We start from the raw sequence: 25,125 nt of genomic DNA, 5'->3' as shown, positions 1-25,125 counted from the left end.
TCAGTCTGCTTTAAACCGCTGCACCCGCCAAGCCGGGCGTCAGCAGGCGCTGCATTAGTTCCCGCACTGTTTTGATCTGGTCGCCAAAAGGCAAGCGGCCGGCACCCCGGAAGAACAGGCCTTTTTTCACATCGCCACGCAGCGCAGCGGCCAACTGGTTGTCGATGCAAAACTGGCCCCAGCCCGGCAAACCATCGCGCAGGCCGCACTGGCCCAGGCAGTCAAAGCTTTTGGTGCAGCGGCTCTTCGCGTGCGCCACGGCTTGCAGCTTGGGCTCTATCTTCATGTACGCGCGCAACCAGGGCGTGCCTACTGCGCGGGCGGGCAGGCCGGCCACGCTGGTGAACTCGACCATGTCTTGCTCGCGTGCTTCGGCCAGCACGCGCTTGAATTCCGCGTGGGCGTCGCTTTCCTCGGTCACGGCAAATGCAGTACCCAGTTGAACCGCATCGGCGCCCAAAGCCTGCAGGCGGGCAATGTCTTCATGGGTGCGGATGCCGCCGGCGGCAATCAGCGGAATGTGCTGCTCGTAACCCGCATCCTTGAAAAACTGGCGAACTTGGGGAATCACGTTTTCAAAGTCAAACCGGGTGTCCTGCAAATCAGCGATTTTGGCTGCGCCCAAGTGGCCACCGGCCAGGCGCGGGTGCTCGATGACGATGGCATCCGGCAGGCGCTTTTTGCGCTCCCATTTTTTGACCAGCAGTTGCACACCCCGCGCGTCCGAGAGGATGGGAATAAGCGCTGCTTGGGGGTGGTCTTTGGCGAGGTCCGGCAAATCCAGCGGCAAGCCGGCGCCCACCACCACGGCATCGATACCGGCTTCTAGGGCCCGGGTCACGTTGGCGGCATACTCGCTGACCGCCCGCATCACGTTGATGGCCAGCAGGCCTTTTCCACCTGTGCGTTCCCGGGCAGCTTTGATTTCGCGGTCAATGGCCTCCAAGTTGGCGGCATTGATGCCGGCTTTGGCTTCCTCACCGGGCGCCAGCTCACGGGTACGGTCCATCAAGTCAGGGTGGTGCCGCCGCAAGTCCACGCTGGAGAGCGTTCCTACGCCGCCGGCCGCCGCCACGCTGCCGGCCAAGCGGTTGCCCGAGATGCCGATACCCATGCCGCCCTGCACGATAGGCAGCACACGCCGGCCGGCAATTTGCAATGCACTCAGGCCGCTTTTGCGCAACCAATCGTTGGATTCTTGCGGCAAATGATGCATATCAGGCTTGGTATCGGTCATGGTGTGGTCTAAGATGGCGGCGTTTAGCAACCGCGGAGCTTAGGCTGACGCGGCCCGGAGAGGTTTGCGTTGCGTCAAGCTAAGACGCAATCGGCGGTTGGAAGCCGGACATGACAAGAACAAGGTAGACAGATTCCATGAATGCTTTGGTGCAGAGTCTTGCGGCCCTGGGGGGCTTGAGAGACCGTGATGCGTTGGACACAGAATTGGTGCGCCTCGTGCTCACGAGTTCAGGCGTCAGCATTCAGTCTGCGAACCTCATTCGTGTTGTGGGTGAAGGTGATGACCGGCGTTGCCTCTCCCTCTCTGCACTGTCACTCGGCCAGGAAACCGCCACCCGTGATCTGCTGTGGTCAGACTGGAGTTTGCTGCCGAAGGTGTCTGACTTTCCTGTGCGGCAGAAATCTCTGGATATAGGTCGGGCAGCTACCAACCCGCAAGATGCGGGGCATGTGGTGTTGCCCGTAGGCCATGCGCAAAGCCTGCAAATCTTGTTGGAGGTCCGGGCGCCCAAGCCTCTGCAAGCTGCGGACATCGACTTGCTTCAAAGCATCTTGTTGGCCTACCAGAACCTGTTGGGTTTGCTGGATTACGGCGAGCGCGATTCGCTGACGGAGCTGCTCAATCGCAAGACTTTTGACGGCGCTTTTTTCAAAGCGACGGCAGACCAGTCCAACACCCCGCCCGACAACATGCCCGAGCGCCGGCATGACAGCCCTGATTCAGGCGTGTGGTTGGCGGTGCTGGACATCGATCATTTCAAACGCGTTAACGACAACTTCGGCCACCTGATTGGCGATGAGGTGTTGCTCTTGATGGCGCGCCTGATGCGCGGCAACTTCCGTTTTCACGACCAGCTGTACCGCTTCGGCGGGGAAGAGTTTGTCATCCTCATGCGCTGCGATAGTGCTGCGCATGCAGAAGGTGCGCTGGAGCGCTTGCGGGAGCGGGTGCAGGCCTATGCCTTTCCGCAAGTTGGTACGATTACGGTGAGCATGGGAGTGTCGTCCCTCTTGCCCAATGACACGCCTAGCAGCGCTTTCGGGCGTGCCGACAAGGCGGTCTATTACGCCAAGGAGCACGGCCGCAACCAGGTTTGCAACTACCAGACCCTGGTAGCCGAGGGCAAGCTGGTCGAGCAGGTGGCTGACGAAATGGATGTGGACCTGTTCTGAACAGGCCCACCTTTGCAATCAGCGTTTAGCGGTCGCGCTCGAAAATGGCGGCAATCCCCTGGCCGCCACCAATGCACATGGTCACCAGCGCATAGCGGCCGTTGATGCGCTCCAGCTCATACAAAGCTTTCACGGTAATCAAAGCGCCGGTCGCGCCGATAGGGTGACCCAGCGAAATGCCGGAGCCATTGGGGTTGACCTTGGCCGGGTTCAGGCCCAAATCTTTGGTGACTGCACAGGCTTGGGCTGCAAAAGCTTCGTTGGCCTCAATCACATCCAGGTCGTTCACCGTCAAACCGGCTTTTTGTAATGCCAGTTTGGATGCAGGCACGGGGCCGATGCCCATGTACTTGGGGTCCACACCGGCATGGGCGTAGGCCACCAGACGGGCCAGCGGCTTGAGGCCACGGGCCTGGGCCACGCTCTTTTCCATGAGCACCACGGCAGCGGCGGCGTCATTGATACCCGAGGCATTGCCGGCGGTGACGGTGCCGTTTTCCTTGACGAAAACGGGTTTCAGCTTGGTCATGTCTTCGAGCTTGCAGTCGGGGCGGAAGTGCTCGTCGGTCGCGTAGGCCACTTCGCCTTTTTTGCTCTTGAGCATGACGGGGGTGATCTGGCTGGTGAAGTAGCCGGCAGCAGTCGCCTTCTGGGCGCGCTGGTGGCTCTCCACGGCCAGGGCGTCCTGCTCTTCGCGGCTGATGCCCCACTTGGCGGCTATGTTCTCCGCGGTCACGCCCATGTGAATGGTGTGGAAGGGGTCGTGCAAAGCGCCGATCATCATGTCCACCATCTTGGTGTCACCCATGCGGGCCCCCCAGCGCATGTTGAGGCTTGCAAAGGGCGCGCGGCTCATGTTTTCAGCGCCACCGCCGATGGCCACATCGGCATCGCCCAACAAAATGCTTTGGCTTGCGTTCACGATGGCCTGCAGGCCCGAACCACACAGGCGGTTCACGTTGTAGGCCGGTGTTTCCTGGGCGCAGCCGCCGTTGATAGCGGCGACGCGGCTGAGGTACATGTCCTTGGGCTCGGTATTCACCACATGCCCGAACACCACGTGACCCACGTCCTTGCCTTCAACATTGGCGCGGGATAGCGACTCGCGCACCACCTGGGCGGCCAGATCGGTGGGGGGAATGTCTTTGAGGCTGCCGCCAAAGGTACCAATGGCGGTGCGCACAGCGCTGACGACGACGACTTCACGGGACATACAAGGCTCCTCTATCAATAAAAGTGGGTGCAGCACGCAGTGTGCGCCGCTTGCAATACGGGCATCTTACGGTTCGTCAGGTCATGGTTTTGTCATGAAATTGACATTAGAGGTACCTACCCTCAGGGTGTCAAAAATCTGCCAGTTCAGGAGTTGCCCGTGAGTTCCAGTGAAGAAGAAATGATCCGTCGCATCCGCAGCGACATGTTGGACAGCTATGACGAAGAGCTGGAAATGGAGCTCGACGACCACAACCAGGACGAGTTGGCCGATGGCCTGAGCCCTGAGCTGAGCGCGCAACAAAAGCAGGACCGCCGCACCTATTTCCGCGAGCTTTTCCGCATGCAGGGCGAGCTGGTCAAGCTGCAGGACTGGGTGGTGGCGACCGGCCACAAAGTAGTCGTGATATTCGAAGGGCGCGATGCGGCCGGCAAGGGCGGCGCTATCAAGCGCATTACCCAGCGCCTCAACCCCCGTGTCTGTCGTGTGGCTGCGCTGCCCGCGCCCAACGACCGCGAACGTACCCAGTGGTACTTCCAGCGCTATGTGAGCCACCTGCCTGCGGCCGGCGAAATCGTGTTATTTGACCGCAGCTGGTACAACCGCGCGGGGGTCGAGCGCGTCATGGGCTTTTGCAACGACGAGCAGCTCGAAGAGTTCTTCCGCACCGTGCCCGAGTTCGAGAAGATGCTGGTGCGATCAGGCATCCAGGTTATCAAATACTGGTTCTCCATTTCGGATGAAGAGCAGCACACCCGCTTTCTGGGCCGTATTCACGACCCGCTCAAGCAATGGAAGCTCAGCCCCATGGACCTGCAGTCCCGCGTGCGCTGGGAGGCTTACACCCACGCCAAGGAAGCCATGCTGGAGCGCACCCATATTCCGGAAGCCCCATGGTGGGTGGTGCAGGCCGTGGACAAAAAGAAGGCCCGCCTGAATTGCATCCAGCATTTGCTGGGCCAAATGCCCTACGAGGAGATACCTCACCCTCCGGTGGAATTGCCAGAGCGGGTCCGCCACCAGGACTACGAGCGCCACCCGGTGCCGGCAGAGATGTACGTGCCGGAGATCTATTAGGCTTTCAAAGGACGACGATGTGGCGGGCTAGCCCCGCACGTCGGCCACTGGCTGTTCACCGAAATCCGGGCGGGCCAGGTAGGCCAGCACCCGGCGCGCGGCCTCTTCGGGGCTGGTGAGTTGCCCGTGGTTCTTCAAGCCTTCAAAGCTGCCCCGGTCGGGAAACTGCGCGACATCGGCGCTGCGCAGCTGGACTTGCATGTCGGTGTCTATCACCCCGGGGGCCAGCGAGCAGACTTTGGCTCCATGAGGAATCAGAGCTTCGTCCATGGCCAAACAGCGGGTGAAGTGGTCCATGCCTGCTTTGGCCGCGCAATAGCCAGCTTGCGAGGCCATGGCGCGCCTACCCAGGCCGGACGACACGTTCAGCACCTTGCGTGGCACTTTCCATTCGCGGGTGGCCGCCAGAAATGCGGCGCACAGCTGCATGGGCGCTTCCAGGCCCACGCGCAGGGCATGGGCCAGGTCGGTCGGGGCGCTGTCACGCAGCGGCACCAACGCGGGAATGACGCCAGCGTTGTTGATCAGGGTGGCACTGGCGTGGCGATGGGCCGGCAATGCCTGTAGCCAAGCACTCAGGCGCTCTGCTGCCGCAGCACCATCCGCCAAGTCGACATTCCATTGTTCCAGCAGGGCTCCTGAATCGTGGGCTGCTTCCTCCAATGCGGGCTGGGTGTTGCGTGAGAGGCAGAGAAGTTGGTGGCCAGGTTGCAGCAGTTGTTGCGCCATGGCCAGACCCATGCCGCGCGATGCGCCGGTCAGGATGGTGAGATGCAATGGAAATGTGGACATGGGTGCTTCCGTTAACTTGCTATGAATTCAGGAGCTAATCGCGCATATTCCATAAGCGCCAGAGGCCAAGAAGGCTTGTAATCGCCTAGTCCCGCGGCTTGCGCAAGGCGATGAAGGCGGCAACTGCAGTGAAGGTGACGATGAGTGCCACGATCCACCAGAAGCCATGCGGGTGTTCTGCCAGCGGAATGCCGCCCACGTTCATGCCCAGCAAGCCGGCGATGATGTTGATGGGCAAGGCCAGCACGGTCACGATGGTCAGCACGAACAGGCTGCGGTTGTTGGCCTCGGCCACGCGGCCGGCAATTTCTTCCTGCAGCAACTTGATGCGCTCCTGCAGCGCGGCCATGTCGCTGAGCGCCACGTTGAACTCTTCGGTGGATTGGCGCAGGTCGCCAATGTCCTCCTCGCCAATCCATTCCGGGGGCTTGCGCAGCAGGCGGAACAGGGCAGCAGGTTCCGGCGCCAACAAGCGCTGCAAGCGCACCAGCAGCCGGCGCAGGGCACCGAGGTTGGCGCGTTTGGGCTCCAGCCGGCCGGCGAGCAGGCTGTCCTCAATTTCGTCGACCCTGGCGGTGGTGTTGCGCACGATATTGATCAGCACATCGCCCTGGTCATGCATCAGGTGCACCAGCAGGGCCACCGGGGTCATCACCTTTTCGCCCCGACGCACGGCGTCGCGTAAGCGGTCGATAGAGCGCAGCGGTTGCAGGCGGGCACTGACCACCAGGCGCGGTCCAACAGATAACCAGAGGGTGGAAATGTCAGACGACTCAAAAGCAAAGTCGTAGCTCACATCGTTGACCACGGCGACCAGCATGTCGTCGTCCAGTTCCACGCGGGTGGAGCGGGAGCCGTCCGTCAGCGATTCATGGAACAGGTCTGAGAGTTGCAGATTGTCTTTGAGCCACTTGCTGCTGGCGGTATGCGACAGGTTGAAATGCAGCCACACAAAGCCGCCCGGTACCGTCGGTGGGCTCTGCAGCCACTGCAGTGCCTCGTCGCTGCCGGTGGGCGTACCGGCACCCTCGGCATCAAACACAAATCCGTAAATCAGGCCGCTGGGGTCTGCACCGTAATTCTGGGCGGGGTGGTTCATCGGTGGGCGGGGCGTGAGGGCTTCTCGGGGCAAGCGCACATGGTAGCGCCTGTCTGTGTCACAACAGGCCCAAGCCTCGGGCCAGCGAGGCCACGGCATCTTGGGTGAATGCGCCGGCTTCTATCTGCGCGAAAGTCTGGGCGGCGTTCAGGCAGACAAAACCGGCCACTTCGCCGTCCTGATTGGCAGGCTCCCAGCCGTCCGCACACGCCCAGTTGTAGACCAGCAGGGTTTCGTCATGCCAGCCGCCAGCATCCATGCGGGCTGTGCGCACCAGCCCGGCATCGTGCAGGCTGCGGGCGTCTTCCAAGACGGCGCCTGCTTCTTCCTGCAACTCGCGCAAGGCACAGCCCAGGGGAGATTCACCGGCCGGCAAGCCGCCCGCGGTCACGTTGTCCAGCATGCCTGGGTCGGTGGCTTTGGTGAGCGCGCGGCGCCCGCACCACAGGCGGCCGTCCGGGGTGAAGCCGTTGATATGCACCGCATGGCTGCGCATCCCCAGAAAGCGAAAGCCCGCGCGCTCCACCGCCAGCAGCGGCGGATGTTCATCATCCGGCGGCACCAGACAGTCGTGGTGCCAGAAGGCAAAGGCTTCCTTACGCCAGCCGTGCACCAGGCCGCGTGCATGGCATTGCTCCAGGGCGGCTTGCAGCAGGGTGCTGCGTTCATTTGCAGGCAAGGCCAGCACCTGCCAATGAAGGCCTGCGGTTTCGCCGTTAGCCTGAAAGTGGCAGTCAGGCAACAGGGTGGCTAGCAGAGCGGCCCGTTCCGGTTCCATGCGTCCCAGTTGCAGCGGCTCTGCAGGGCCGCCGCCGCTGATCCAGAAGGTGTTCAGATGAAGCGGTGGTTCGGCATTGGCGCGCCGTGCAGCGTCCGCCAGAAACTCGCGCTGGGTGGACGTCAGAGCGTCGGCAAAGGCCCGCGCTCCCGGCGGGCTCATACCTTGCAGGTTCACACCTGCGCCCCTTCGACCAGAAAGCGCACGCGGCGCACGCCGTTCCACTCGTCGGCATCCAGGCGGAAAGCCAGTGTGACCTTGGGTGGAAGCGGCTCGGTGTGCCCGAACCAGATGCCGTCCACCGGCTCGCCTTGGTGCTTGAGTTTGAGCGCGAGGTGTTTTTCACCCACCAGGCGCTGGGAGACGACCTCGACCTCTTCGCTGAAGGTAGGGGCGGCAAAGCCCTGGCCCCATACCTCTTTGTGCAAGGCGTCCACCAGATCCACGCGGCGGTATTCGGCAGCCAAGGGGCCGTCGGTTTCCATGCGGCGGGTCAGCGTGGCGGCGTCCAACCATTCCTGGGCCACCTCGTTCATGCCGTTCTCAAAATCGTCAAAAAACTCTTCCGCCACGGTGCAGCCTGCCGCCATGGCGTGGCCGCCGAAGCGCAGGATGACGCCGGGGTAGCGCTTGGCCACCAGGTCCAGCGCGTCACGCAAATGGAAGCCGGGAATGCTGCGCCCGGACCCCTTGAGTTCGTGCTCTTTGCCTTCGGCGGCGCTCGCGGCGAATACGAAAGTGGGGCGGTGCAGTTTGTCCTTGATGCGGCTGGCCACAATGCCCACCACACCTTCGTGGAAGTCGGGGTCGAACACGCAAATGGCGGGTGGAGGCTCATCGCCTTCGTCGAACAGGCTCTCGGCAATCATCATGGCCTGTTCGCGCATGTCGCCTTCAATTTCGCGGCGCTCACGGTTGATGCCGTCCAGCATCTTGGCCAGCTCATCGCCGCGCCCTGCGTCGTCGGTCAGCAGGCATTCGATGCCCAGGGTCATATCGCTCAAGCGACCGGCGGCGTTGATGCGCGGCCCCAGTGCAAAGCCGAAATCGAAGGTGGTGGCCACTTCCGCTTTGCGTCCCGCTGCTATAAAAAGGCTAGCTAGTCCCGCAGGCATGGCGAGCGCCCGCACCCGTTTGAGCCCTTGGGCTACGAGGCGGCGGTTGTTGGCATCCAGCTTGACCACATCGGCCACCGTACCCAGCGCCACCAAAGGCAGCAGGGTGTCCAGCTTGGGTTGTGTGGCGGCATCAAACACGCCGCGGCTGCGCAACTCAGAGCGCAGCGCCAGCAGGGTGTAGAACATGACGCCCACCCCGGCCATGGACTTGCTCTCAAACGTGCAGCCCGGCTGGTTGGGGTTGACGATCACGTCCGCATCCGGCAACTCGCTACCGGGCAAATGGTGGTCGGTGACCAGCACTTGCAGGCCCAGTGCCTTGGCACGGGCTACGCCATCCACGCTGGCGATGCCGTTGTCCACGGTGATCAGCACATCGGCACCGGATTTCTTGACGCGCTCGCTGATGGGGGCGGTCAAGCCATAGCCATCGACCACGCGGTCGGGCACCAGATAGTCCACATGGCGGGCGCCCAGCAGGCGCAGTCCGCGCACGGCCACGGCACAGGCGGTAGCGCCGTCACAGTCGTAGTCGGCCACCACACAAAGCTTTTTGTCTTGCGCAATCGCATCGGCCAGCAGCACCGCAGCGCGGTCGGCCCCCAGCAGACCTTGCGGCGGCAGGAGTTTGCCCAAGGCGTCGTCCAGCTCATCCTTGCCGGTCACACCGCGTGCGGCATACAAGCGGGCCAGGAGCGGGTGCAGGCCGGCCTGCTCCAGGGCCCAGGCGGCGCGGGGGGGGATATCGCGGGGAACGATTTTCATAAGCTCAAAATTCTCACGCTCAGAGGGTGGCCAGCAATTCAGCAGGCGTGGGCGTGGTGAAGCGGCGCTGGATGCGGTTCCACCACGCCGTGTTTTGCAGCACAAAGCTGGCGGCCATGCGCTCACCGCATAGAGTCAGTTCAAAGGCTTGGCCCGCTTTGGCCTGGCGCAGCAGGGTTGAAAGCAAAGTTGCATCTAGCGTTTGCCAGGCTTGTGTCCAGGCGTGAGCGTCGTCGCGCAGGGCGGCCGCTTCGAGGCTGTGCTGCACCGACATGGTGTCGGACTTTTCCAGGGCACTCTGGGGCAAAGCGCCGGTGCCGCTGATCCAGAAAGAATTGACCGTGAGCCGTCGCTGGGCCGCCCGCGCGTCGTTCACCGGGTGGCGGTAGAGCAGCATCTGCATTTCGTTTTGCAGGCGGCGCAGGCTGCGGGCCTGCGGGGCGCGGGGCATCCATTGGTCCACCCGGGGGCCGCAGGCACGGGCTAGCGAGGCCGTGGGCAGCTCGCGCAGCAGCTCGCCTTGGGCCAGCCAGGTGCTGTGGTTCAAGGCATGCAGGGTGATGCCGTCTTCGGCAAAGTAGGGCTGCATGGCAGCGCGCAGGGCATCAATCTCGTGGACGTCCAGCGCCAAGGATTCCGGGTGGTCCATGGCCACGTGGTCGGCGTTGATCTGCCAGTGGCAGGGCGTGATCCAGGCCCAACCGGTGTCGCCGTGGGTGCGGGTGAGGCCCAATTGGCGGGCGTCCAACGCAGCCCAGGGCAGCAAACCGTCAGCCCCTTGCAACCCCAGGCTTTTGGCATGCACCCGTTCAAACAAGGGAGATAGCGAGTCTTCGGCACCCAGCAGCGGCGGGGTGGGAGTCAACAATTCGAGCAATTCCGCCAGATACGGGAGCTCCAGGCGGGGCAGGGCTTCCTGGCACTGCGGGCCGGCCGGTGCTGCGAAGGGAATAAGGGTGTGCATACACAGGATTGTCCTGCATGGATGCCACAATCCGCCGGTTGAAGCACTTTGTAACCTTCCATGCAACTCCCCTTTGAGCTGACGATTGGCTGGCGCTATACCCGCGCCGGTCGCGCCACCCGGCGTAACGGCTTTATCTCTTTCATCTCCGGCGTGTCCATGCTGGGCATTTCGCTGGGCGTGGCCGCCCTGATCATCGTGCTGAGCGTGATGAACGGCTTTCAGAAAGAAGTGCGTGACCGCATGCTCGGTGTGGTATCCCATATCGAGGTGTACGCCGCTGATGGACAGGCCTTGCCCAATGTGGCGACCACCATGGCCCAAGCCAAAGAGAATCCGCAGGTCATAGGCGCGGCCCCCTTTATTGCGGCGCAAGCACTGATCGCGCGCGGGGAAGAAATGAAGGGCGCCATGGTGCGCGGCATAGACCCGGCCCTGGAGCCCCAAGTGAGCGACTTTGCCACTGGCGCCCAGCAGGAGGCACTGGCCCGGCTGGTGCCCGGCGAGTTCGGGGTGGTGCTGGGCGGCGAGCTGGCCCGCAGCATGGGTGTGCGGGTGGGCGACAAGGTCACTCTGGTGGCGCCCAGCGGTCAGGTTACACCTGCCGGTGTGGTGCCACGCTTGAAGCAAATGACGGTGGTGGGCACTTTCGATTCCGGCCACTACGAATACGACTCGGCGCTGGCCCTTTTGCACTGGGAAGATGCCGCCCGCATCTTCCGGCTCGAAGGCCCCAGCGGTGTGCGCCTCAAACTCAAGGACCTGCACCAAGCGCGTGAGGTGGCCGACCAGCTCGCCCGTAGCCTCAGCGGTGACCTGGTGCTGCGCGACTGGACGCGCCAGAACCGCAGCTGGTTCGCGGCCGTGCAGGTTGAGAAACGCATGATGTTCATCATCCTCACCCTCATCGTGGCAGTGGCTGCGTTCAACTTGGTATCCACCCTGGTGATGACGGTGACCGACAAGCGCGCCGACATTGCCATCCTGCGCACGCTTGGCGCGAGCCCGGGCAGCATCATGGGCATTTTTGTGGTGCAGGGTGCCATGGTGGGGGTGATCGGCACCTTGGCCGGTCTGTTGCTGGGGCTGGGCGTGGCTTTCAATATTGATGTGATCGTGCCCGCGCTGGAGCAGGCGCTGGGTGCGAGCTTTCTGCCCAAAGACATTTACCTGATCAGCCGCATGCCGAGCGAGCCGCAGCAGGGTGACATCGTCCCGATTGCCGTGATCTCTTTGTTGATGGCTTTTGTGGCCACCCTGTACCCGAGCTGGCGCGCCAGCCGCGTGAACCCGGCGGAGGCCTTGCGTTATGAATAAGCCCGTGTCATCGGTAGAACAAGCATTGGCTGCGGCCCAGTACCAACAGGTGGCGGAGTTGACGGCTCCCGTCCCAGTTGTCCCTGGCGGTGAGGTGGTGCTGCAAGCACGCGGCCTGACCAAACGTTTTGAAGAAGGCCGCCTGGACGTGACCGTGCTGCAAGGCGTGGACCTGCAGGTGCACCGCGGCGAAACGCTGGCCATCGTGGGTGCCTCCGGCTCCGGCAAAAGCACCTTGCTGCATCTGATGGGCGGGCTGGACGCGCCCACTAGTGGCGGTGTGGAGCTGCTGGGCCAGTCGCTGGCCAACCTTACGGCCGCTGAGCAAGGGCGCTTGCGCAACCAACATCTTGGTTTTGTCTACCAGTTTCACCACTTGTTGCCTGAGTTCAGCGCGCTGGACAATGTGGCAATGCCATTGACAATTCGCCGTCTAGCGCCCGCCGAATGTGCGCAAGAAGCTATTAAAATGCTAGCGCTGGTGGGGCTGGAGCACCGCCTGCACCACCGCCCGGCCGAACTCTCGGGCGGGGAGCGCCAACGTGTAGCCATTGCCCGCGCGCTGGTGACAAAGCCCGACTGCGTATTGGCCGACGAGCCCACCGGCAACCTGGACCGCAGCACGGCAGACGGCGTGTTTGAGCTCATGCTCCAGCTGGCGCGCGAGCAGGGTACGGCCTTTGTGCTGGTCACGCACGACGCTACGCTGGCGGCGCGCTGCAGCCGGCAGCTCAAGCTGGTCTCCGGCCGTCTGGTGGATTGATTCGCAGGCTTGCAATTTGCTGACGTAACCGGTTTTCCCCCTGTGCTTCTGAGGGTTCACGCGCATACGCGCTTCAACCCGCCCGGCCTATGCTCCCGCCACATTTGCCGGGGGACACTATGAAACAACGTTGGAAGCGGCAGGCACTGATCTGCGTGGCGGTGGTTGCCTGTTTGTGGGGTGCGAGGTCTGAGGCTGAAACGCCCAAACCTTTGCGCATAGGCCTGATCGGTCCGTTCAGTGGGCCGTCTTCGGACTTTGGCATTCCCATGATGAACGGCGCCAAACTGGCTGTGGATGAAATCAATGCCGCCGGCGGCTACCTCGGCCGGCCGATTGAGCTGGTGATCAAGGACGACACAGCCAACCCGGATGTGGGTCTGCAGCTCTCGCAAGAGCTGATGCGAGAAGGTGTAGTGGCGACGGTGGGCTTTTGCAATACCGGTGTGGCCATGAAGTCGCTGGACGTGTACCAGCAAGCCCGTTCTCCTTTGATCGTGCCTTGCGCCACCGGCTCTCCCATCACCGCCAAGTTCCCGGCGCCGGACAGCTACATCTTTCGCACCTCGGCACGCGATGCCATTCAGGCCCCGTTTGTGGTGAACGACATCCTGTCCCGCGGCTGGAACCGGGTGGCCATCCTGGCTGATAAAACGGCCTATGGCGAAGGAGGCATGAACGACGTGACCAAAGCGCTGGCGGCCAAACAGTTGGCGCCGGTGTATGTGGGCCGCTTCGACACGGGAGTCAAAGACTTGCAAGCCGAGCTCAAGGCCGCGCAGGCCGCTGGTGCGAATGTGGTGTTCAGCTACACAGTAGGTCCTGAGAACGCCGTCATCGCCAAAGGCCGCCAAGCCTTGAAGTGGAATGTGCCGCAGGTAGGGGCTTGGCCTTTGTCTTTCCCGTTCTTTATTGATGGAGCCAAGGATGCCGCCGAAGGCGCACTCATGGCCCAGACTTTTATTGCCGAGCCCAGCAATGAGCGCCGCATTGCCTTTTTGACAGCCTACAACCGCAAGTACGGCACTAAGAAAATCGCCGTGCCCATGGCTGCCGCGCAGGCCTATGACTCGGTGTACTTGCTTGCGTACGGGATACTGTCCATCCGCAATGGCGATCTGTCAGGGCCATCGGTCAAGATGGCGCTGGAGAACATTCCCCGGGTGTATTACGGGGTGACGGCTACCCACGAGCGGCCCTTCAGCAAGGACGACAAAGATGCCATCACCAGCAATATGTTGGTGATGGGCTTGATCAAAAACGGGGTCGTCACCTTCGCGTATCCTGAAGACCGTACCCGCAATCTTTTCGTTCAACGCAAGCAATGACCTTTTCCGGAGTTCCATGCGCTGGGTAGATACCCATGTCCATCTTGATGCGCCCGAGTTTGATGCTGACCGCAGGGCTGTGCGGCAGCAGGCGCGTGATGCCGGGGTAGCGCATTGCGTGATACCGGCAGTGGAGCGCAGCAACTTCGATACCGTCCGCAAGCTGGCCCAAGCAGAAGGCGACAGCTATTGCCTTGGCATACACCCTTTGTATGTAGCCGGTGCACAAGATGCGGACCTGGTCGCGCTGGACGAAGCACTCACTGCCCATGTCGCCGACCCGCGGCTGGTGGCCATAGGCGAAATCGGGCTGGACTACTTTGTGCCCGCCCTGTGCAAAAGCCCTCTGCGCGAGCGTCAGGAGGCCCTCTACCGCCAACAGCTCAAGCTGGCCCGCAAACATGGTCTGCCCGTCGTGCTGCATGTGCGCAAATCGTCGGACCGCTTGCTCAAGCACCTGCGCGAAGTCGCTGGCCCGAACGGCCGCTGGCAGGGCATTGCGCACGCCTTCAATGGCAGCGAGGTGCAGGCCGCGGAATTCATCAAGCTCGGGTTCAAGCTGGGGTTCGGCGGCGCGGTCACGTTCGACCGCGCGCTGCAACTGCGCCACCTGGCCAAAACGCTGCCGCTGGACGCCTTGGTGCTGGAGACCGATGCGCCCGATATCCAGCCGCATTGGCTGTACACCACCGCAGAGCAGCGGGCCGCCGGCCATCCGCAAGGCCGCAATGCGCCGGCCGAGCTACCCCGCATTGCTGAATGCATCGCAAAGATCAGAGGCATCAGCGTGGACGCATTGGCTGCGGCAGCTTTACACAACAGCCTGCAAGCCCTGCCGAAGCTGGGGGCGCTGCTGGTATAAATCCCCATGGCAAGAAAAGCACCGATTACCCTCCCCGAAGTCAATTTCTCTGAAGAAGGCCCCATCCGTCATCTGCACTTGGGCAGTGAATGGATACAAGGCTCCATGCTGGTCGATGCACCCACGGTGCTGGTGCATGAATACATCCAGCGCATGATGGCCTGGATGCTGTTCATGGACCCCCACACCTTGAACAAGCGTCAAGCGTTGCAACTGGGCTTGGGCGCAGGTTCGCTCACCAAGTTCTGTCACAAAGAACTCAAGATGAAAACCACCGCCATTGAACTCAACCCGCAGGTGCTGCATGCTTGCCGCGGCTGGTTCAAGCTGCCGGCCGATAACAGCCGCATGCAGGTGGTGCTGGCCGATGCGTCAGAAGAAATCAAGCAGGATAAATGGCTGGGCGCGGTAGACGCCTTGCAGGTCGATCTGTATGACGAAGAGGCCGCTGCCCCCGTGCTCGACAGCGCCGAGTTTTACGCCAACTGCCGCGCCACTTTGACCGAAGAAGGCTGCATGACCGTCAACCTGTTCGGTCGCTCGTCCAGCTTTGACAACAGTGTCGACAAAATTGCAGAGGCCTTTGGCGAAGACGCCATCTGGGCCTTCAAGGCCACCCGCGAAGGCAATACGGTGGTCATGGCTCAGCGCACGCCCAGCCGCCCAAAACGTGCCTTGATGCTGGAGCGCGCAGAGTTCATTCAAAGTGAGTGGGGCCTTCCTGCCGACAAGTGGGTCCGCGTTTTCAAACCGGTGAAGTCATGAGCCCCCATTCCAAAAAGCTGCCTACCCCCCAAACCTACAACGGCCCGCTGGATTGGCGCCTGCTGGTCGAGTGGCTCAAACAAGACAAAGTCATTTCCGAAGATGAGGCGGTGCGCACGATTGCACGCTGCTCCCAAGCCGAAAGTGCGCAGCACCCGCTCGTGCGTCTGGCTGCCGTGTCTATGCGGCGCGCAGCGGACCAAAAGCCTTTGGATATTGAGATCTTGACCCAATGGCTTTCGTTGCGCGCCGGGTTGGACTATCTGCGGATCGACCCGCTCAAGGTCGATGTGGGCAAGGTAGCCGATGCCATGGGCGCAGCCTACGCTGAGCGGCACAAGATATTGCCGGTGGTGGTCACGCCCAGTGAAATCACGGTGGCCACGGCCGAGCCATTCATTAACGATTGGGTGTCCGAAGTCGAGCGCCAGAGCCGCCGCAGCGTCAAGCGCGTGGTGGCCAGTCCGCAGGAAATCACCCGCTACACGGCCGAGTTTTATGCGCTGGCCAAGAGCGTGCGCGCCGCCAGTAAATCCGGCGTGAACAACGGTGCCAGCTTTGAGCAGCTGGTGGAGCTGGGCAAGAGCAACAAGCAACTCGACGCCAACGACCAGGGTGTGGTGCAGGTGGTGGACTGGCTGTGGCAATACGCCTTCGACCAGCGCGCCAGTGACATCCACTTGGAGCCCCGGCGCGAGCAGGGCGTGATCCGCTTCCGTATAGACGGTGTGCTGCACCCGGTGTACCAAATGCCCATGGGCGTGCTCAATGCCATGACCGCCCGCATCAAGCTGTTGGGCCGCATGGACGTGATCGAAAAGCGCCGCCCGCAGGACGGCCGCATCAAGACGCGCAACCCGCGTGGCGATGAAATTGAAATGCGTATCTCCACCTTGCCCACGGCGTTTGGCGAAAAGATGGTGATGCGTATTTTTGACCCTGACAATGCGGTCAAAGATTTGGACGCACTGGGCTTCAGCAGCCACGACGCTACGCGTTGGGAACAGTTGGTCAAGCGTCCACACGGCATCATTTTGGTAACCGGGCCCACAGGCTCTGGCAAAACCACCACGCTGTACTCCACGCTCAAACGTGTGGCTACCGAAGAGGTGAACGTGAGCACGGTAGAAGACCCGATCGAAATGATCGAACCGTCTTTCAACCAGACGCAGGTGCAGCCGCAGCTGGACTTTGGCTTTCCGCAAGGCCTGCGTGCCCTCATGCGGCAGGACCCCGACATCATCATGGTGGGCGAAATTCGCGACTTGGAGACGGCTGAGATGGCGGTGCAGGCCGCACTGACCGGCCACTTGGTGTTTTCCACGCTTCATACCAATGACGCGCCCTCAGCGGTCACACGCTTGATGGAACTGGGCATTCCGCCGTACCTGATCAATGCCACGCTTTTGGGTGTGTTGGCGCAGCGCTTGGTGCGGACGTTGTGCAAGCAATGCAAGGTGCGTGACGAAGAAGCCACACGGGAGGCCCTGAGTGACATGGTCAAGCCCTGGCAGATCAACGGGGGCTACAAGCCGTACAAGGCGGTGGGCTGCGTGGATTGCCGTATGACCGGCTACATGGGGCGCATGGGTTTGTACGAATTGCTTGTGGTCACAGAAGGTTTCAAATCGCGGGTCAGTGGCGAGCCGGGGATTGATGCTCTGCGCCGTCAGGCAGTGTCAGACGGAATGCGTCCGCTGCGTCTGGCCGGTGCACTGCGTGTGTCGGAGGGGCTCACGGTGATGGAAGAGGTCATGTCCGCCACGCCACCGCTTACCGGCTAAACGCAATTGATTTAGAGGCAGAATCGCCCACTGGTTTTACTTGGAGACAGACAGTGAATATAAAAAGCCAAAAAGACTTTTTCTCAGGACTCATGTTCATAGTGGTAGGAGGTGCGTTTGCCCTGGGCGCCAGCACCTACACCATAGGCAACGGCGCCCGCATGGGGCCCGGCTACTTCCCCCTGGTACTCGGTGTGTTGCTGGCCATCATCGGCATCGCAGTGACCTTCACTTCCATGGTGGTGGAAACCGAAGACGGCGACAAGGTCGGCAAATTCGCCTGGAAGCCGCTCTTCTTCATCATCGCCGCCAACCTGGTCTTCGGAGCTTCCATCGGCGGCCTGCCCTTGATTGGCCTCAAACCACTGGGCCTGATCGTGGGTATTTATCTGCTCACCTACATCGCCAGCCACGCCGGTGAAGAGCACAACTTCAAGGAAGTCGCCGTGCTGGCCACCATCCTGGCAGCCCTGAGCTATGTCGCCTTCATCATGCTCCTCAAACTGCAGTTCCCCGTCTGGCCTGCTTACTTCACCGCTTGAGGAACTGAATCATGGAACTCTTTGAACACCTCTCCTTAGGTTTCGGTGTGGCCTTCACCGGCCAGAACCTGATCTACGCCTTCATCGGCTGTCTGCTGGGTACGTTGATCGGCGTCTTGCCCGGCATCGGCCCCTTGGCCACCATTGCGATGCTGCTGCCCGCCACCTATGCGCTCCCACCGGTCGCGGCCTTGATCATGCTGGCCGGTATCTACTATGGGGCCCAGTACGGTGGTTCCACCACCGCCATTCTGGTGAACCTGCCCGGCGAGTCTTCGTCGGTGGTGACCGTCATTGACGGTTACCAGATGGCCCGTAACGGACGCGCAGGTCCTGCGCTGGCTGCAGCAGGCCTGGGTTCTTTCTTTGCCGGTTGTGTGGGTACCTTGATCCTGGCGGCCTTTGCAGGCCCCTTGACCGAGCTGGCCTTCAAGTTCGGCCCTGCCGAGTACTTCAGCCTGATGATTCTGGGCTTGATCGGTGCGGTGGTGCTGGCTTCGGGCTCCCTGCTCAAGGCCATTGCCATGATTGTTCTGGGTCTCTTGCTGGGCATGGTGGGCACGGATGTGAACTCCGGTGTGGCCCGTTTCAGCTTTGATATCCCTGAGCTCACAGACGGTATCGGCTTCATCGTGATCGCCATGGGTGTGTTCGGCTACGGCGAGATCATCAGCAACCTGTCCAAGAGTGCGGGCGAGCGGGAGATCTTTACCGCTTCCGTGTCAGGCCTCTTGCCGACCAAGGAAGACTTCCGCCGCATGGTGCCTGCTGTCATGCGCGGTACGGCCATGGGCTCCTTGCTGGGCATCCTGCCCGGTGGTGGTGCGGTGATGGCAGCCTTTGCGGCTTACACCATTGAGAAGAAGACCAAGCTGCAGCCTGGTGAAGTACCTTTCGGCAAGGGCAACATCCGCGGTGTGGCCGCTCCTGAGGCTGCCAACAACGCAGGCTCCCAGACGTCCTTCATCCCGCTCCTGACCCTGGGTATCCCGCCCAATGCGGTGATGGCTTTGATGGTGGGTGCGATGACCATCCACAACATCCAGCCCGGACCACAGGTGATGACGTCCAACCCTGAGCTCTTCTGGGGTCTGATTGCCTCCATGTGGATCGGCAACCTGATGCTGGTGATCCTGAACCTGCCGCTCATCGGTATCTGGATCAAGCTCTTGTCCGTGCCTTACCGCTGGTTGTTCCCTTCTATCGTGCTGTTCTGTGCGATCGGGGTGTATTCGACCAACAACAACACCTTCGATATCTGGATGGTGGGTCTGTTCGGGGTGATCGGGTATCTCTTCATCAAGCTGGGGACGGAGCCTGCTCCGCTGCTCTTGGGCTTTATTCTGGGGCCGATGATGGAGGAGTATCTGCGCCGGGCGCTTCTGCTCTCCCGTGGCGACTGGAGTGTGTTTGTGACGCGACCTCTGTCAGCCAGTCTGTTGGTGGCAGCTCTTGCCCTGCTGGTGGTGGTGATGCTGCCTTCCATCAAGGCCAAGCGGGAAGAGGCGTTTGTGGAGGATTGATTTGCGCTGAAACGCTTTCCAGCAAAAGGCACCTTCGGGTTCCTTTTTCTATGGGGCCAGGAAGTGCCCTAACGTTTCACTGGGTTAAGCCACCGCGCAGGTACTGCAAGGAAAGCACAGGAATAGACTGGCCCCACCGGTTACCGGCATCCTTCTTGGCAGGGGGTTCTATGGCCAACAGCGTGATCCGTTTTTTTCGCTCTGTGTCCGGCGCGGTAGCGCTATGGGTTTTGTTTGCATTGGGTAGTGTGCTGCCTGCGCATGCCGAGGCTGACAAAAACGAAACCGCAGTGATCACGGTCATCCAGCAACAGTTGGACGCATTTGCTGCGGACGATGCCGAGCAGGCGTTCAAGTACGCGGCCCCCGGTATCAAGGCCATGTCGGGCAACGCGCAGAATTTCTTGGCTCTTGTAAAGACCCGCTACAGCGTGGTTTACCGGAACTCCAATGCTGCATTCCTGAAGCCTGTGATCCATGGCAAGGCTGCCCTCGTGAGGGTGCGCCTCACCGATGAAAACGGCGTGAATTGGATGGCGGCCTACACCCTGGAGCTACAGAAGAACAAGGAATGGCTGATAAGCGGCTGCCAACTTCAGGGCGAGCAGGGTACTTTCGTGTGAATTTATGCGGGGGCCAGTGCCTCCTGCGGGGCTCTATGATCTGGTAACGCTGCAATGCAGCATGCCTTCATCGAAGCCGCCATGACACAGCTACCTCCTCAGCACCGCCTGCGCCTTTCGCTGCACAACGAAGTGCATGCCCGCCCGCCTGAACCCATGGGCATGCCCATGGCGCTTTCGCATGTCGTCATGGCCTGCAACGCCCAGCAGCGCGATGCCAGCCGCGCGCACATGGCTGCTCTCGCCCGAGACCACCACCTGCCTGCGCCTGAGGAAGGCTCCATCCATATGCGCATGGATTTCGGCCCCTTCAAGGTGCGCTGGGAGCTGCACACTGAGTTTGTGACTTGGACCTTCATGCGCAGTATTGCCGCCCAGGGCGGCACGGAGCGAGACCCTGAAGTCGCGCTGGACGCAGTGCCCCAGCAGTGGTTTGCCGAGCTGCCTGGCGAATGCCTGGCCTGCCTTCACCTGTGGGTTTTGCCCGCCAAGGAAGAAACCGTGATGCCCTGGCTGCGCCACGTGTTGCACGAAGAAACGCTGGTGGCTTCCACTGTGGCCGATGGTTTGGGAGAGGTGTACACCGACTTCTCGGTGCATGCCGATGGCTTCTCCCGAATGGTGCTGCTGGCCGGTGGCATGACGCCACGCCGCTTGGGTCGCCTGGTGCAGTGCCTGCTGGAAATCGAGACCTATCGCATGGCCGCCTTGCTGGGCCTTCCCGCAGCGCGCGAAGCCTCGCACGTGCTGGCCAGCGCGGAACGTGAACTCGCGGAACTGGCCGAAGCTATACGTTCCGCCACCCGTAATGACGAGCCGATGTTGCTAGACCGGCTGACCCGCCTGGCAGGCCAGGTGGAAAGCCAGCACGCGGCCACCCATTCGCGCTTCTCGGCCAGTGCCGCCTACTTTGAATTGGTCGACAAGCGCATTGAAGACATTGCCGAGTCGCGCCTGGCGGGCATGCAAACCATCCGTGAATTCATGGACCGCCGCCTCACCCCCGCGCGCAGCACGTGTGCGTGGTCCAGCCGGCGGCAGGATGCGCTGTCGCAGCGCGTGTCCCGCATCAGCAACCTGCTGCGTACGCGGGTGGAGATCGAGCAGCAGCAAAGCAGCCAGGCGCTCCTGGCCACCATGAACACCCGCCAGGGCCTGCAGCTGCAGTTGCAGTCCACCGTAGAGGGGCTTTCGGTCGCAGCTATCACCTATTACATCGTCGGTCTGGTGAGCTACATGGCCAAGGCGGCCTCTCACCACGGTTGGCCCTTGAGCCCCGAGATAACGGCTGCTGCGGCTATACCGGTGGTGGCAGGCAGCGTGTGGTGGTCTTTGCGGCGCTTGCACCACCGGCTGTTCACATCGGTGTCATAAGCCCATGGAAGATTCCTATGGGGTCTGGGGCAGGCTTATAGGTTTTGCCAATCTACTCCATTGGATCAATCAACCCTGAACATGGCAAAGAAGGCCTAAGATTCAACCCGTTCACTTCACGAACAACCTATTTCTACAGGAAGTCACCATGTCTTTGATCAACACGCAAATCCAAGCTTTCAAGAACGAAGCTTTCCACAACGGCAAGTTCGTCACCGTGTCCAACGAGTCCATCAAGGGCAAGTGGAACGTGTTCATTTTCATGCCTGCCGCTTTCACCTTCAACTGTCCCACCGAAGTGGAAGACGCAGCTGACAACTACGCTGAATTCCAAAAGGCCGGTGCCGAGGTTTACATCGTGACCACCGACACCCACTTCGCACACAAGGTGTGGCACGAAACTTCCCCCGCAGTGGGCAAGGCCAAGTTCCCCCTGATCGGCGACCCCACACACGCCCTGACACGCGCTTTTGACGTGCATATCGACGAAGAAGGCCTGGCACTGCGCGGCACCTTCATCATCAACCCCGAAGGTCAGATCAAGACCATGGAAGTGCACTCCAACGAGATCGCACGTGACGTCAAGGAAACCCTGCGCAAGCTCAAGGCTGCCCAGTACACCGCCGCTAACCCCGGCCAAGTGTGCCCAGCCAAGTGGAACGAAGGCTCCAAGACCATCACTCCTTCCCTGGACCTGGTCGGCAAGATCTAAGCCAACGGCTCTCAAGGTGGAGCGCCCGGTGCGCTCCCCCGGCCGGACAGCGTCCTTGTGCGTGTGCGCGAGGCCGTCCGGCTTTTTTTTACCCGAAATATGGCTCTAGCGCCCGTAAACCCTGCGCGAACAGCTACGAAATTGATAGTAAGTAAGACGAGGAATCACCATGCTTGACGACACACTCAAATCCCAGCTCGGCGCCTACCTGGAACGCGTGACGCTACCGATCGAGATCGTGGCGTCCCTCGGTGAGGACGACAACTCGGTGGAAATGCGCGACCTGCTGCAAACCATCCAGAGCCTGCGCGCCGACAAAATCTCGGTCGTCTACGACGGCACCGATGCCCGCAAACCCTCTTTCAGCCTCAAGCGCGGTGGCACTGACACCAGCCTGCGCTTTGCCGGCTTGCCTTTGGGCCACGAATTCACCTCGTTGGTACTGGCCCTGCTGTGGACCGGCGGCCACCCGCCCAAGGTCGAACAAGACGTGATCGACCAGACCAAAGGCTTGGACGGCGACTTCAATTTCGAGGTCTACATGTCCCTGACCTGCCACAACTGCCCGGACGTGGTGCAGGCCCTGAGCCTCATGGCCATCCTGAACCCCAAGGTCAAAACCACGGTGATCGAAGGCGGCGCCTTCCAGGACGAAATCAACGCCCGCGAAATCATGGCCGTGCCCAGCGTCTACCTGAATGGCGCCTTGTTCGGCAACGGCCGCATGCTGGTGGAAGAAATTGTGGCCAAACTCGACACCGGCGCTGCCGACAAAGACGCTGCCAAGTTGAGTGCCAAAGAAGCGTTTGACGTGCTCATCGTCGGTGGTGGCCCCGCAGGTGCGGCCGCTGCGGTGTACGCCGCCCGCAAAGGCATCCGCGTGGGCGTGGCGGCCGAGCGTTTTGGCGGCCAGACCAACGACACCATGGCCATTGAGAATTACCCCTCGGTGCAAGAAACCGATGGCCCCAAGTTCGCCGCAGCCCTGGAAGCCCAGACCCGCTCGTACGGCGTGGACATCATGAACCTGCAGCGCGCCGACAAAATCGTGCCCGCCGCGGAAGCAGGTGGTTTGACCGAAGTGGTGCTGGCCAATGGCGGCACGCTCAAGGCCAAGACCGTCATCTTGTCCACCGGTGCCCGCTGGCGCAATGTCAACGTACCCGGCGAAGCCGAGTACAAAAACAAAGGCGTGGCCTACTGCCCGCACTGTGACGGCCCCTTGTTCAAGGGCAAAGACGTGGCGGTGATCGGCGGTGGCAACTCCGGCATCGAAGCCGCTATCGATTTGGCTGGCGTGGTGAAGTACGTGACCGTGATTGAGTTTGCCGACCAACTGAAGGCCGACGCCGTGCTGGTGAAAAAGCTGCACAGCCTGCCCAACGTGACCGTGCACACCAACGCCCAAACCACCGAGATCACCGGTGCCGACGGCAAGGTCAATGGCCTGAAGTACAAAGACCGCGCCACCGGCGTGGAGCACCACGTGGCGCTGGAAGGCGTGTTCGTGCAAATCGGCCTGGTGCCCAACACCGAGTTCCTGAAGGGCGTGGTGGACCTGAGCAAGTTCGGCGAAATCGTGGTGGACGCCAAGGGCCACACCAACGTGCCCGGCGTGTTTGCCGCAGGCGACTGCACCACCGTGCCCTACAAGCAAATCGTGATTGCAGCCAGCGAAGGCTCCAAGGCCGCGCTGAGCGCGTTTGACCACTTGATCCGGCACTGAGTTTTAGAGCTGGTGTTTGAATGAAAAGGGCGCAGCGGCGCCCTTTTTTATTGCGTTCCCACGGTGATATAAATTTCGCCTGAGGGAGTGGCTACGACAATGGAGACCGACAAGAACTCGACATGGCATTCTGCGAATGAAGCTGAGACTGATGTCAAGAAATATGTACCTAATGAACTTCCGCTAAAAGAGCGCTGGTTCAATTTGCTATCTTCAGTTGTACTCCTCTCCTATGGGACTTATGGGGTTTGGATCAACGATCTCTACATTCCTGCCAAAAGAGGCGGTGGCGTTCATCTTCATGATCTCCCTGCGTGGGTCATGTTCGCGGCGTTCTTTAGCGCTGTTGTCGTCATGATTTCCGAGTGCATCGATCATTACGACAGGCGCAACAACGAAATCAGATATCAGTGGTTTGCTCGTGTAGTAAAGCTGGTTGGATGGGGCTTTTTTTGTCTTTCGTTCAGCATTCAGGTTTCGGGCTACGTAGGCGGATTGAAGGGGCTCGGACTTATGTCGGCAGTCTTCTCTGTGTCTATGGCATTTGTATGCTGGCTTGGCTTTATGTTCTTGAAAAGAGACAGGGAAAATATTGCTCGTATAGCGGATTGGAGAACCGATGAAACCACGGCGCTGGCTATGACGAGTGGCTATCCCGGAGCTGAGCGATTTCATAACAAAGCTGAAACCATGCAGTACACAGAGGAACCCCGCTATAACGAAAGCACGCTCCAGTCTTTGGTGATTAAACGGATACTGCGAAACGCTTCTGGCGACTATTTCTTTTGGATGTGGAGCTCAGATAGTCCGCAGTACTTGAAGCAAATCACCCAAGTAAATGCAAAGATTCTTTTGAAGCAGAAATATGCAGAGCCCAAATAGCGTTAATCCGCGCTGAGTAACACTTCTATAGTGAGATTCCCCATGCCCAAACTCCGCGTTGAAAGTTTCACCATTTCCCTGGACGGCTTCGGTGCCGGGCCTGACCAGGATTTGAACAATCCTCTGGGCATTGGCGGCACGGCCTTGCATGGCTGGGCGATTCCCACCAAGACGTTTCAGAAAAACCTGTTCGGCAACGACAGTGGTGAGACCGGGGTGGACGAAGACTTTGCGGCACGTGGTTTTCAGAATGTGGGCGCCTGGATTCTGGGGCGCAACATGTTCGGCCCGGTGCGTGGGCCATGGCCGGACGAGAGTTGGCGCGGGTGGTGGGGCGACAACCCGGTGTACCACGTGCCGGTGTTTGTGCTGACGCACCACGCGCGCCCACCGCTCGTCATGGAAGGTGGCACGACCTTCCATTTCGTGACCGAAGGCCCTGTGGTTGCGCTGGAGCGCGCCCGTGCGGCAGCTGGTGGTAAAGACGTGCGCGTGGGCGGTGGCGTCAACACCATTCAGCAGTACCTGCGCTTAGGCTTGATTGATGAGATGCACATTGCCATCTCGCCCGTGCTGTTGGGTGATGGCGAGCGGCTGTTTGAGGGCGTAGACCTGACTGCATTGGGTTACACCTGCATGCAGCATGTGGCGTCTGCCCAGGCGACGCACATCGTGTTGACCAAGCAGTGAGCTGGCCTGTGGCGCG

Annotated in this window: 23 protein-coding genes; 16 read left to right on the top strand and 7 right to left on the bottom strand. The window is 61.0% G+C overall.

What is annotated here, in order from left to right; genetic code table 11:
- Positions 1-10: 10 nt before the first annotated feature.
- Complete coding sequence (locus tag AEP_RS06515) at positions 11-1,237, bottom strand: NAD(P)H-dependent flavin oxidoreductase (protein ID WP_442873354.1); 1,227 nt, start codon at positions 1,235-1,237, stop codon at positions 11-13.
- Between the two features lie 137 nt (positions 1,238-1,374).
- Between AEP_RS06515 and AEP_RS06510 the strand changes: the two genes are divergently transcribed.
- The gene (locus AEP_RS06510) at positions 1,375-2,412 is read left to right on the top strand and encodes a GGDEF domain-containing protein (protein ID WP_087494636.1); all 1,038 of its coding nucleotides are present in this window, start codon (positions 1,375-1,377) and stop codon (positions 2,410-2,412) included.
- Between the two features lie 25 nt (positions 2,413-2,437).
- On the opposite strand, the gene bktB is transcribed toward AEP_RS06510, so the two are convergent.
- Entirely contained in the window at positions 2,438-3,625 is a 1,188-nt protein-coding gene (bktB, locus tag AEP_RS06505; RefSeq protein WP_087494635.1) for a beta-ketothiolase BktB, read from the bottom strand.
- A 180-nt stretch (positions 3,626-3,805) separates the two neighbouring features.
- Between bktB and ppk2 the strand changes: the two genes are divergently transcribed.
- A complete protein-coding gene (gene ppk2 / locus AEP_RS06500) occupies positions 3,806-4,702 on the top strand; it encodes a polyphosphate kinase 2 (RefSeq protein ID WP_087497217.1) in 897 nt (298 codons plus the stop codon).
- Positions 4,703-4,729: 27 nt separating this feature from the next.
- On the opposite strand, the gene AEP_RS06495 is transcribed toward ppk2, so the two are convergent.
- The 5 genes from AEP_RS06495 to AEP_RS06475 all read right to left on the bottom strand — a co-directional run bounded on the left by AEP_RS06495 (position 4,730) and on the right by AEP_RS06475 (position 10,218).
- Positions 4,730-5,494, bottom strand: a complete 765-nt coding sequence (locus AEP_RS06495) for an SDR family NAD(P)-dependent oxidoreductase (RefSeq protein WP_087494634.1) — start codon at positions 5,492-5,494, stop codon at positions 4,730-4,732.
- 85 nt (positions 5,495-5,579) lie between these two features.
- On the bottom strand, positions 5,580-6,593 hold the full coding sequence (locus tag AEP_RS06490; protein ID WP_087494633.1) for a transporter: 1,014 nt from the start codon (positions 6,591-6,593) through the stop codon (positions 5,580-5,582).
- Positions 6,594-6,651: 58 nt separating this feature from the next.
- Positions 6,652-7,548, bottom strand: a complete 897-nt coding sequence (locus AEP_RS06485) for an NUDIX hydrolase (protein WP_157673071.1) — start codon at positions 7,546-7,548, stop codon at positions 6,652-6,654.
- Positions 7,545-9,254 carry a single-stranded-DNA-specific exonuclease RecJ gene (gene recJ / locus AEP_RS06480; RefSeq protein ID WP_087494631.1) on the bottom strand — a complete coding sequence of 570 codons (1,710 nt, stop codon included), beginning with the start codon at positions 9,252-9,254 and terminating at the stop codon, positions 7,545-7,547. The genes AEP_RS06485 and recJ overlap by 4 nt, the downstream gene beginning before the upstream one ends.
- 19 nt (positions 9,255-9,273) lie before the next feature.
- Positions 9,274-10,218, bottom strand: a complete 945-nt coding sequence (locus AEP_RS06475; protein WP_087494630.1) for a hypothetical protein — start codon at positions 10,216-10,218, stop codon at positions 9,274-9,276.
- A gap of 60 nt (positions 10,219-10,278) precedes the next feature.
- Between AEP_RS06475 and AEP_RS06470 the strand changes: the two genes are divergently transcribed.
- From AEP_RS06470 to AEP_RS06405, 14 genes are all read left to right on the top strand, one after another.
- Positions 10,279-11,535 carry a lipoprotein-releasing ABC transporter permease subunit gene (locus tag AEP_RS06470; protein WP_087494629.1) on the top strand — a complete coding sequence of 419 codons (1,257 nt, stop codon included), beginning with the start codon at positions 10,279-10,281 and terminating at the stop codon, positions 11,533-11,535.
- A 94-nt stretch (positions 11,536-11,629) separates the two neighbouring features.
- Positions 11,630-12,298: a lipoprotein-releasing ABC transporter ATP-binding protein LolD gene (gene lolD / locus AEP_RS06465; RefSeq protein WP_335583065.1), complete on the top strand. Its 669-nt coding sequence runs from the start codon at positions 11,630-11,632 to the stop codon at positions 12,296-12,298.
- 119 nt (positions 12,299-12,417) lie between these two features.
- Complete coding sequence (locus AEP_RS06460) at positions 12,418-13,626, top strand: ABC transporter substrate-binding protein (RefSeq protein WP_087494627.1); 1,209 nt, start codon at positions 12,418-12,420, stop codon at positions 13,624-13,626.
- Positions 13,627-13,642: 16 nt separating this feature from the next.
- The gene (locus tag AEP_RS06455; protein ID WP_087494626.1) at positions 13,643-14,488 is read left to right on the top strand and encodes a TatD family hydrolase; all 846 of its coding nucleotides are present in this window, start codon (positions 13,643-13,645) and stop codon (positions 14,486-14,488) included.
- A gap of 6 nt (positions 14,489-14,494) precedes the next feature.
- Positions 14,495-15,253 (top strand): spermidine synthase, encoded by a 759-nt coding sequence (locus AEP_RS06450; RefSeq protein WP_087494625.1) that lies wholly within the window; start codon positions 14,495-14,497, stop codon positions 15,251-15,253.
- Positions 15,250-17,037: a GspE/PulE family protein gene (locus tag AEP_RS06445; protein ID WP_087494624.1), complete on the top strand. Its 1,788-nt coding sequence runs from the start codon at positions 15,250-15,252 to the stop codon at positions 17,035-17,037. The genes AEP_RS06450 and AEP_RS06445 overlap by 4 nt, the downstream gene beginning before the upstream one ends.
- Before the next feature lie 53 nt (positions 17,038-17,090).
- Positions 17,091-17,579 carry a tripartite tricarboxylate transporter TctB family protein gene (locus AEP_RS06440; protein WP_087494623.1) on the top strand — a complete coding sequence of 163 codons (489 nt, stop codon included), beginning with the start codon at positions 17,091-17,093 and terminating at the stop codon, positions 17,577-17,579.
- Positions 17,580-17,590: 11 nt separating this feature from the next.
- Positions 17,591-19,102: a tripartite tricarboxylate transporter permease gene (locus AEP_RS06435; RefSeq protein WP_087494622.1), complete on the top strand. Its 1,512-nt coding sequence runs from the start codon at positions 17,591-17,593 to the stop codon at positions 19,100-19,102.
- A gap of 170 nt (positions 19,103-19,272) precedes the next feature.
- Entirely contained in the window at positions 19,273-19,725 is a 453-nt protein-coding gene (locus AEP_RS06430; RefSeq protein WP_157673070.1) for a DUF4864 domain-containing protein, read from the top strand.
- 81 nt (positions 19,726-19,806) lie between these two features.
- Complete coding sequence (locus AEP_RS06425) at positions 19,807-21,099, top strand: DUF3422 family protein (RefSeq protein ID WP_087497216.1); 1,293 nt, start codon at positions 19,807-19,809, stop codon at positions 21,097-21,099.
- 148 nt (positions 21,100-21,247) lie between these two features.
- The gene (ahpC, locus tag AEP_RS06420; RefSeq protein WP_087494620.1) at positions 21,248-21,811 is read left to right on the top strand and encodes an alkyl hydroperoxide reductase subunit C; all 564 of its coding nucleotides are present in this window, start codon (positions 21,248-21,250) and stop codon (positions 21,809-21,811) included.
- Between the two features lie 169 nt (positions 21,812-21,980).
- Positions 21,981-23,537 (top strand): alkyl hydroperoxide reductase subunit F, encoded by a 1,557-nt coding sequence (gene ahpF, locus AEP_RS06415; protein ID WP_087494619.1) that lies wholly within the window; start codon positions 21,981-21,983, stop codon positions 23,535-23,537.
- A 99-nt stretch (positions 23,538-23,636) separates the two neighbouring features.
- Positions 23,637-24,419 (top strand): hypothetical protein, encoded by a 783-nt coding sequence (locus AEP_RS20845; RefSeq protein ID WP_198301904.1) that lies wholly within the window; start codon positions 23,637-23,639, stop codon positions 24,417-24,419.
- Between the two features lie 42 nt (positions 24,420-24,461).
- Positions 24,462-25,109: a dihydrofolate reductase family protein gene (locus AEP_RS06405; RefSeq protein ID WP_087494618.1), complete on the top strand. Its 648-nt coding sequence runs from the start codon at positions 24,462-24,464 to the stop codon at positions 25,107-25,109.
- Positions 25,110-25,125 lie beyond the last annotated feature (16 nt).

Source organism: Curvibacter sp. AEP1-3 (assembly GCF_002163715.1).
In the GTDB taxonomy this organism is placed as follows: Bacteria; Pseudomonadota; Gammaproteobacteria; order Burkholderiales; family Burkholderiaceae_C; genus Allorhodoferax.
Note: the sequence above shows the minus strand (reverse complement) of the source record. Positions and strands in the feature narration are given on the sequence as shown.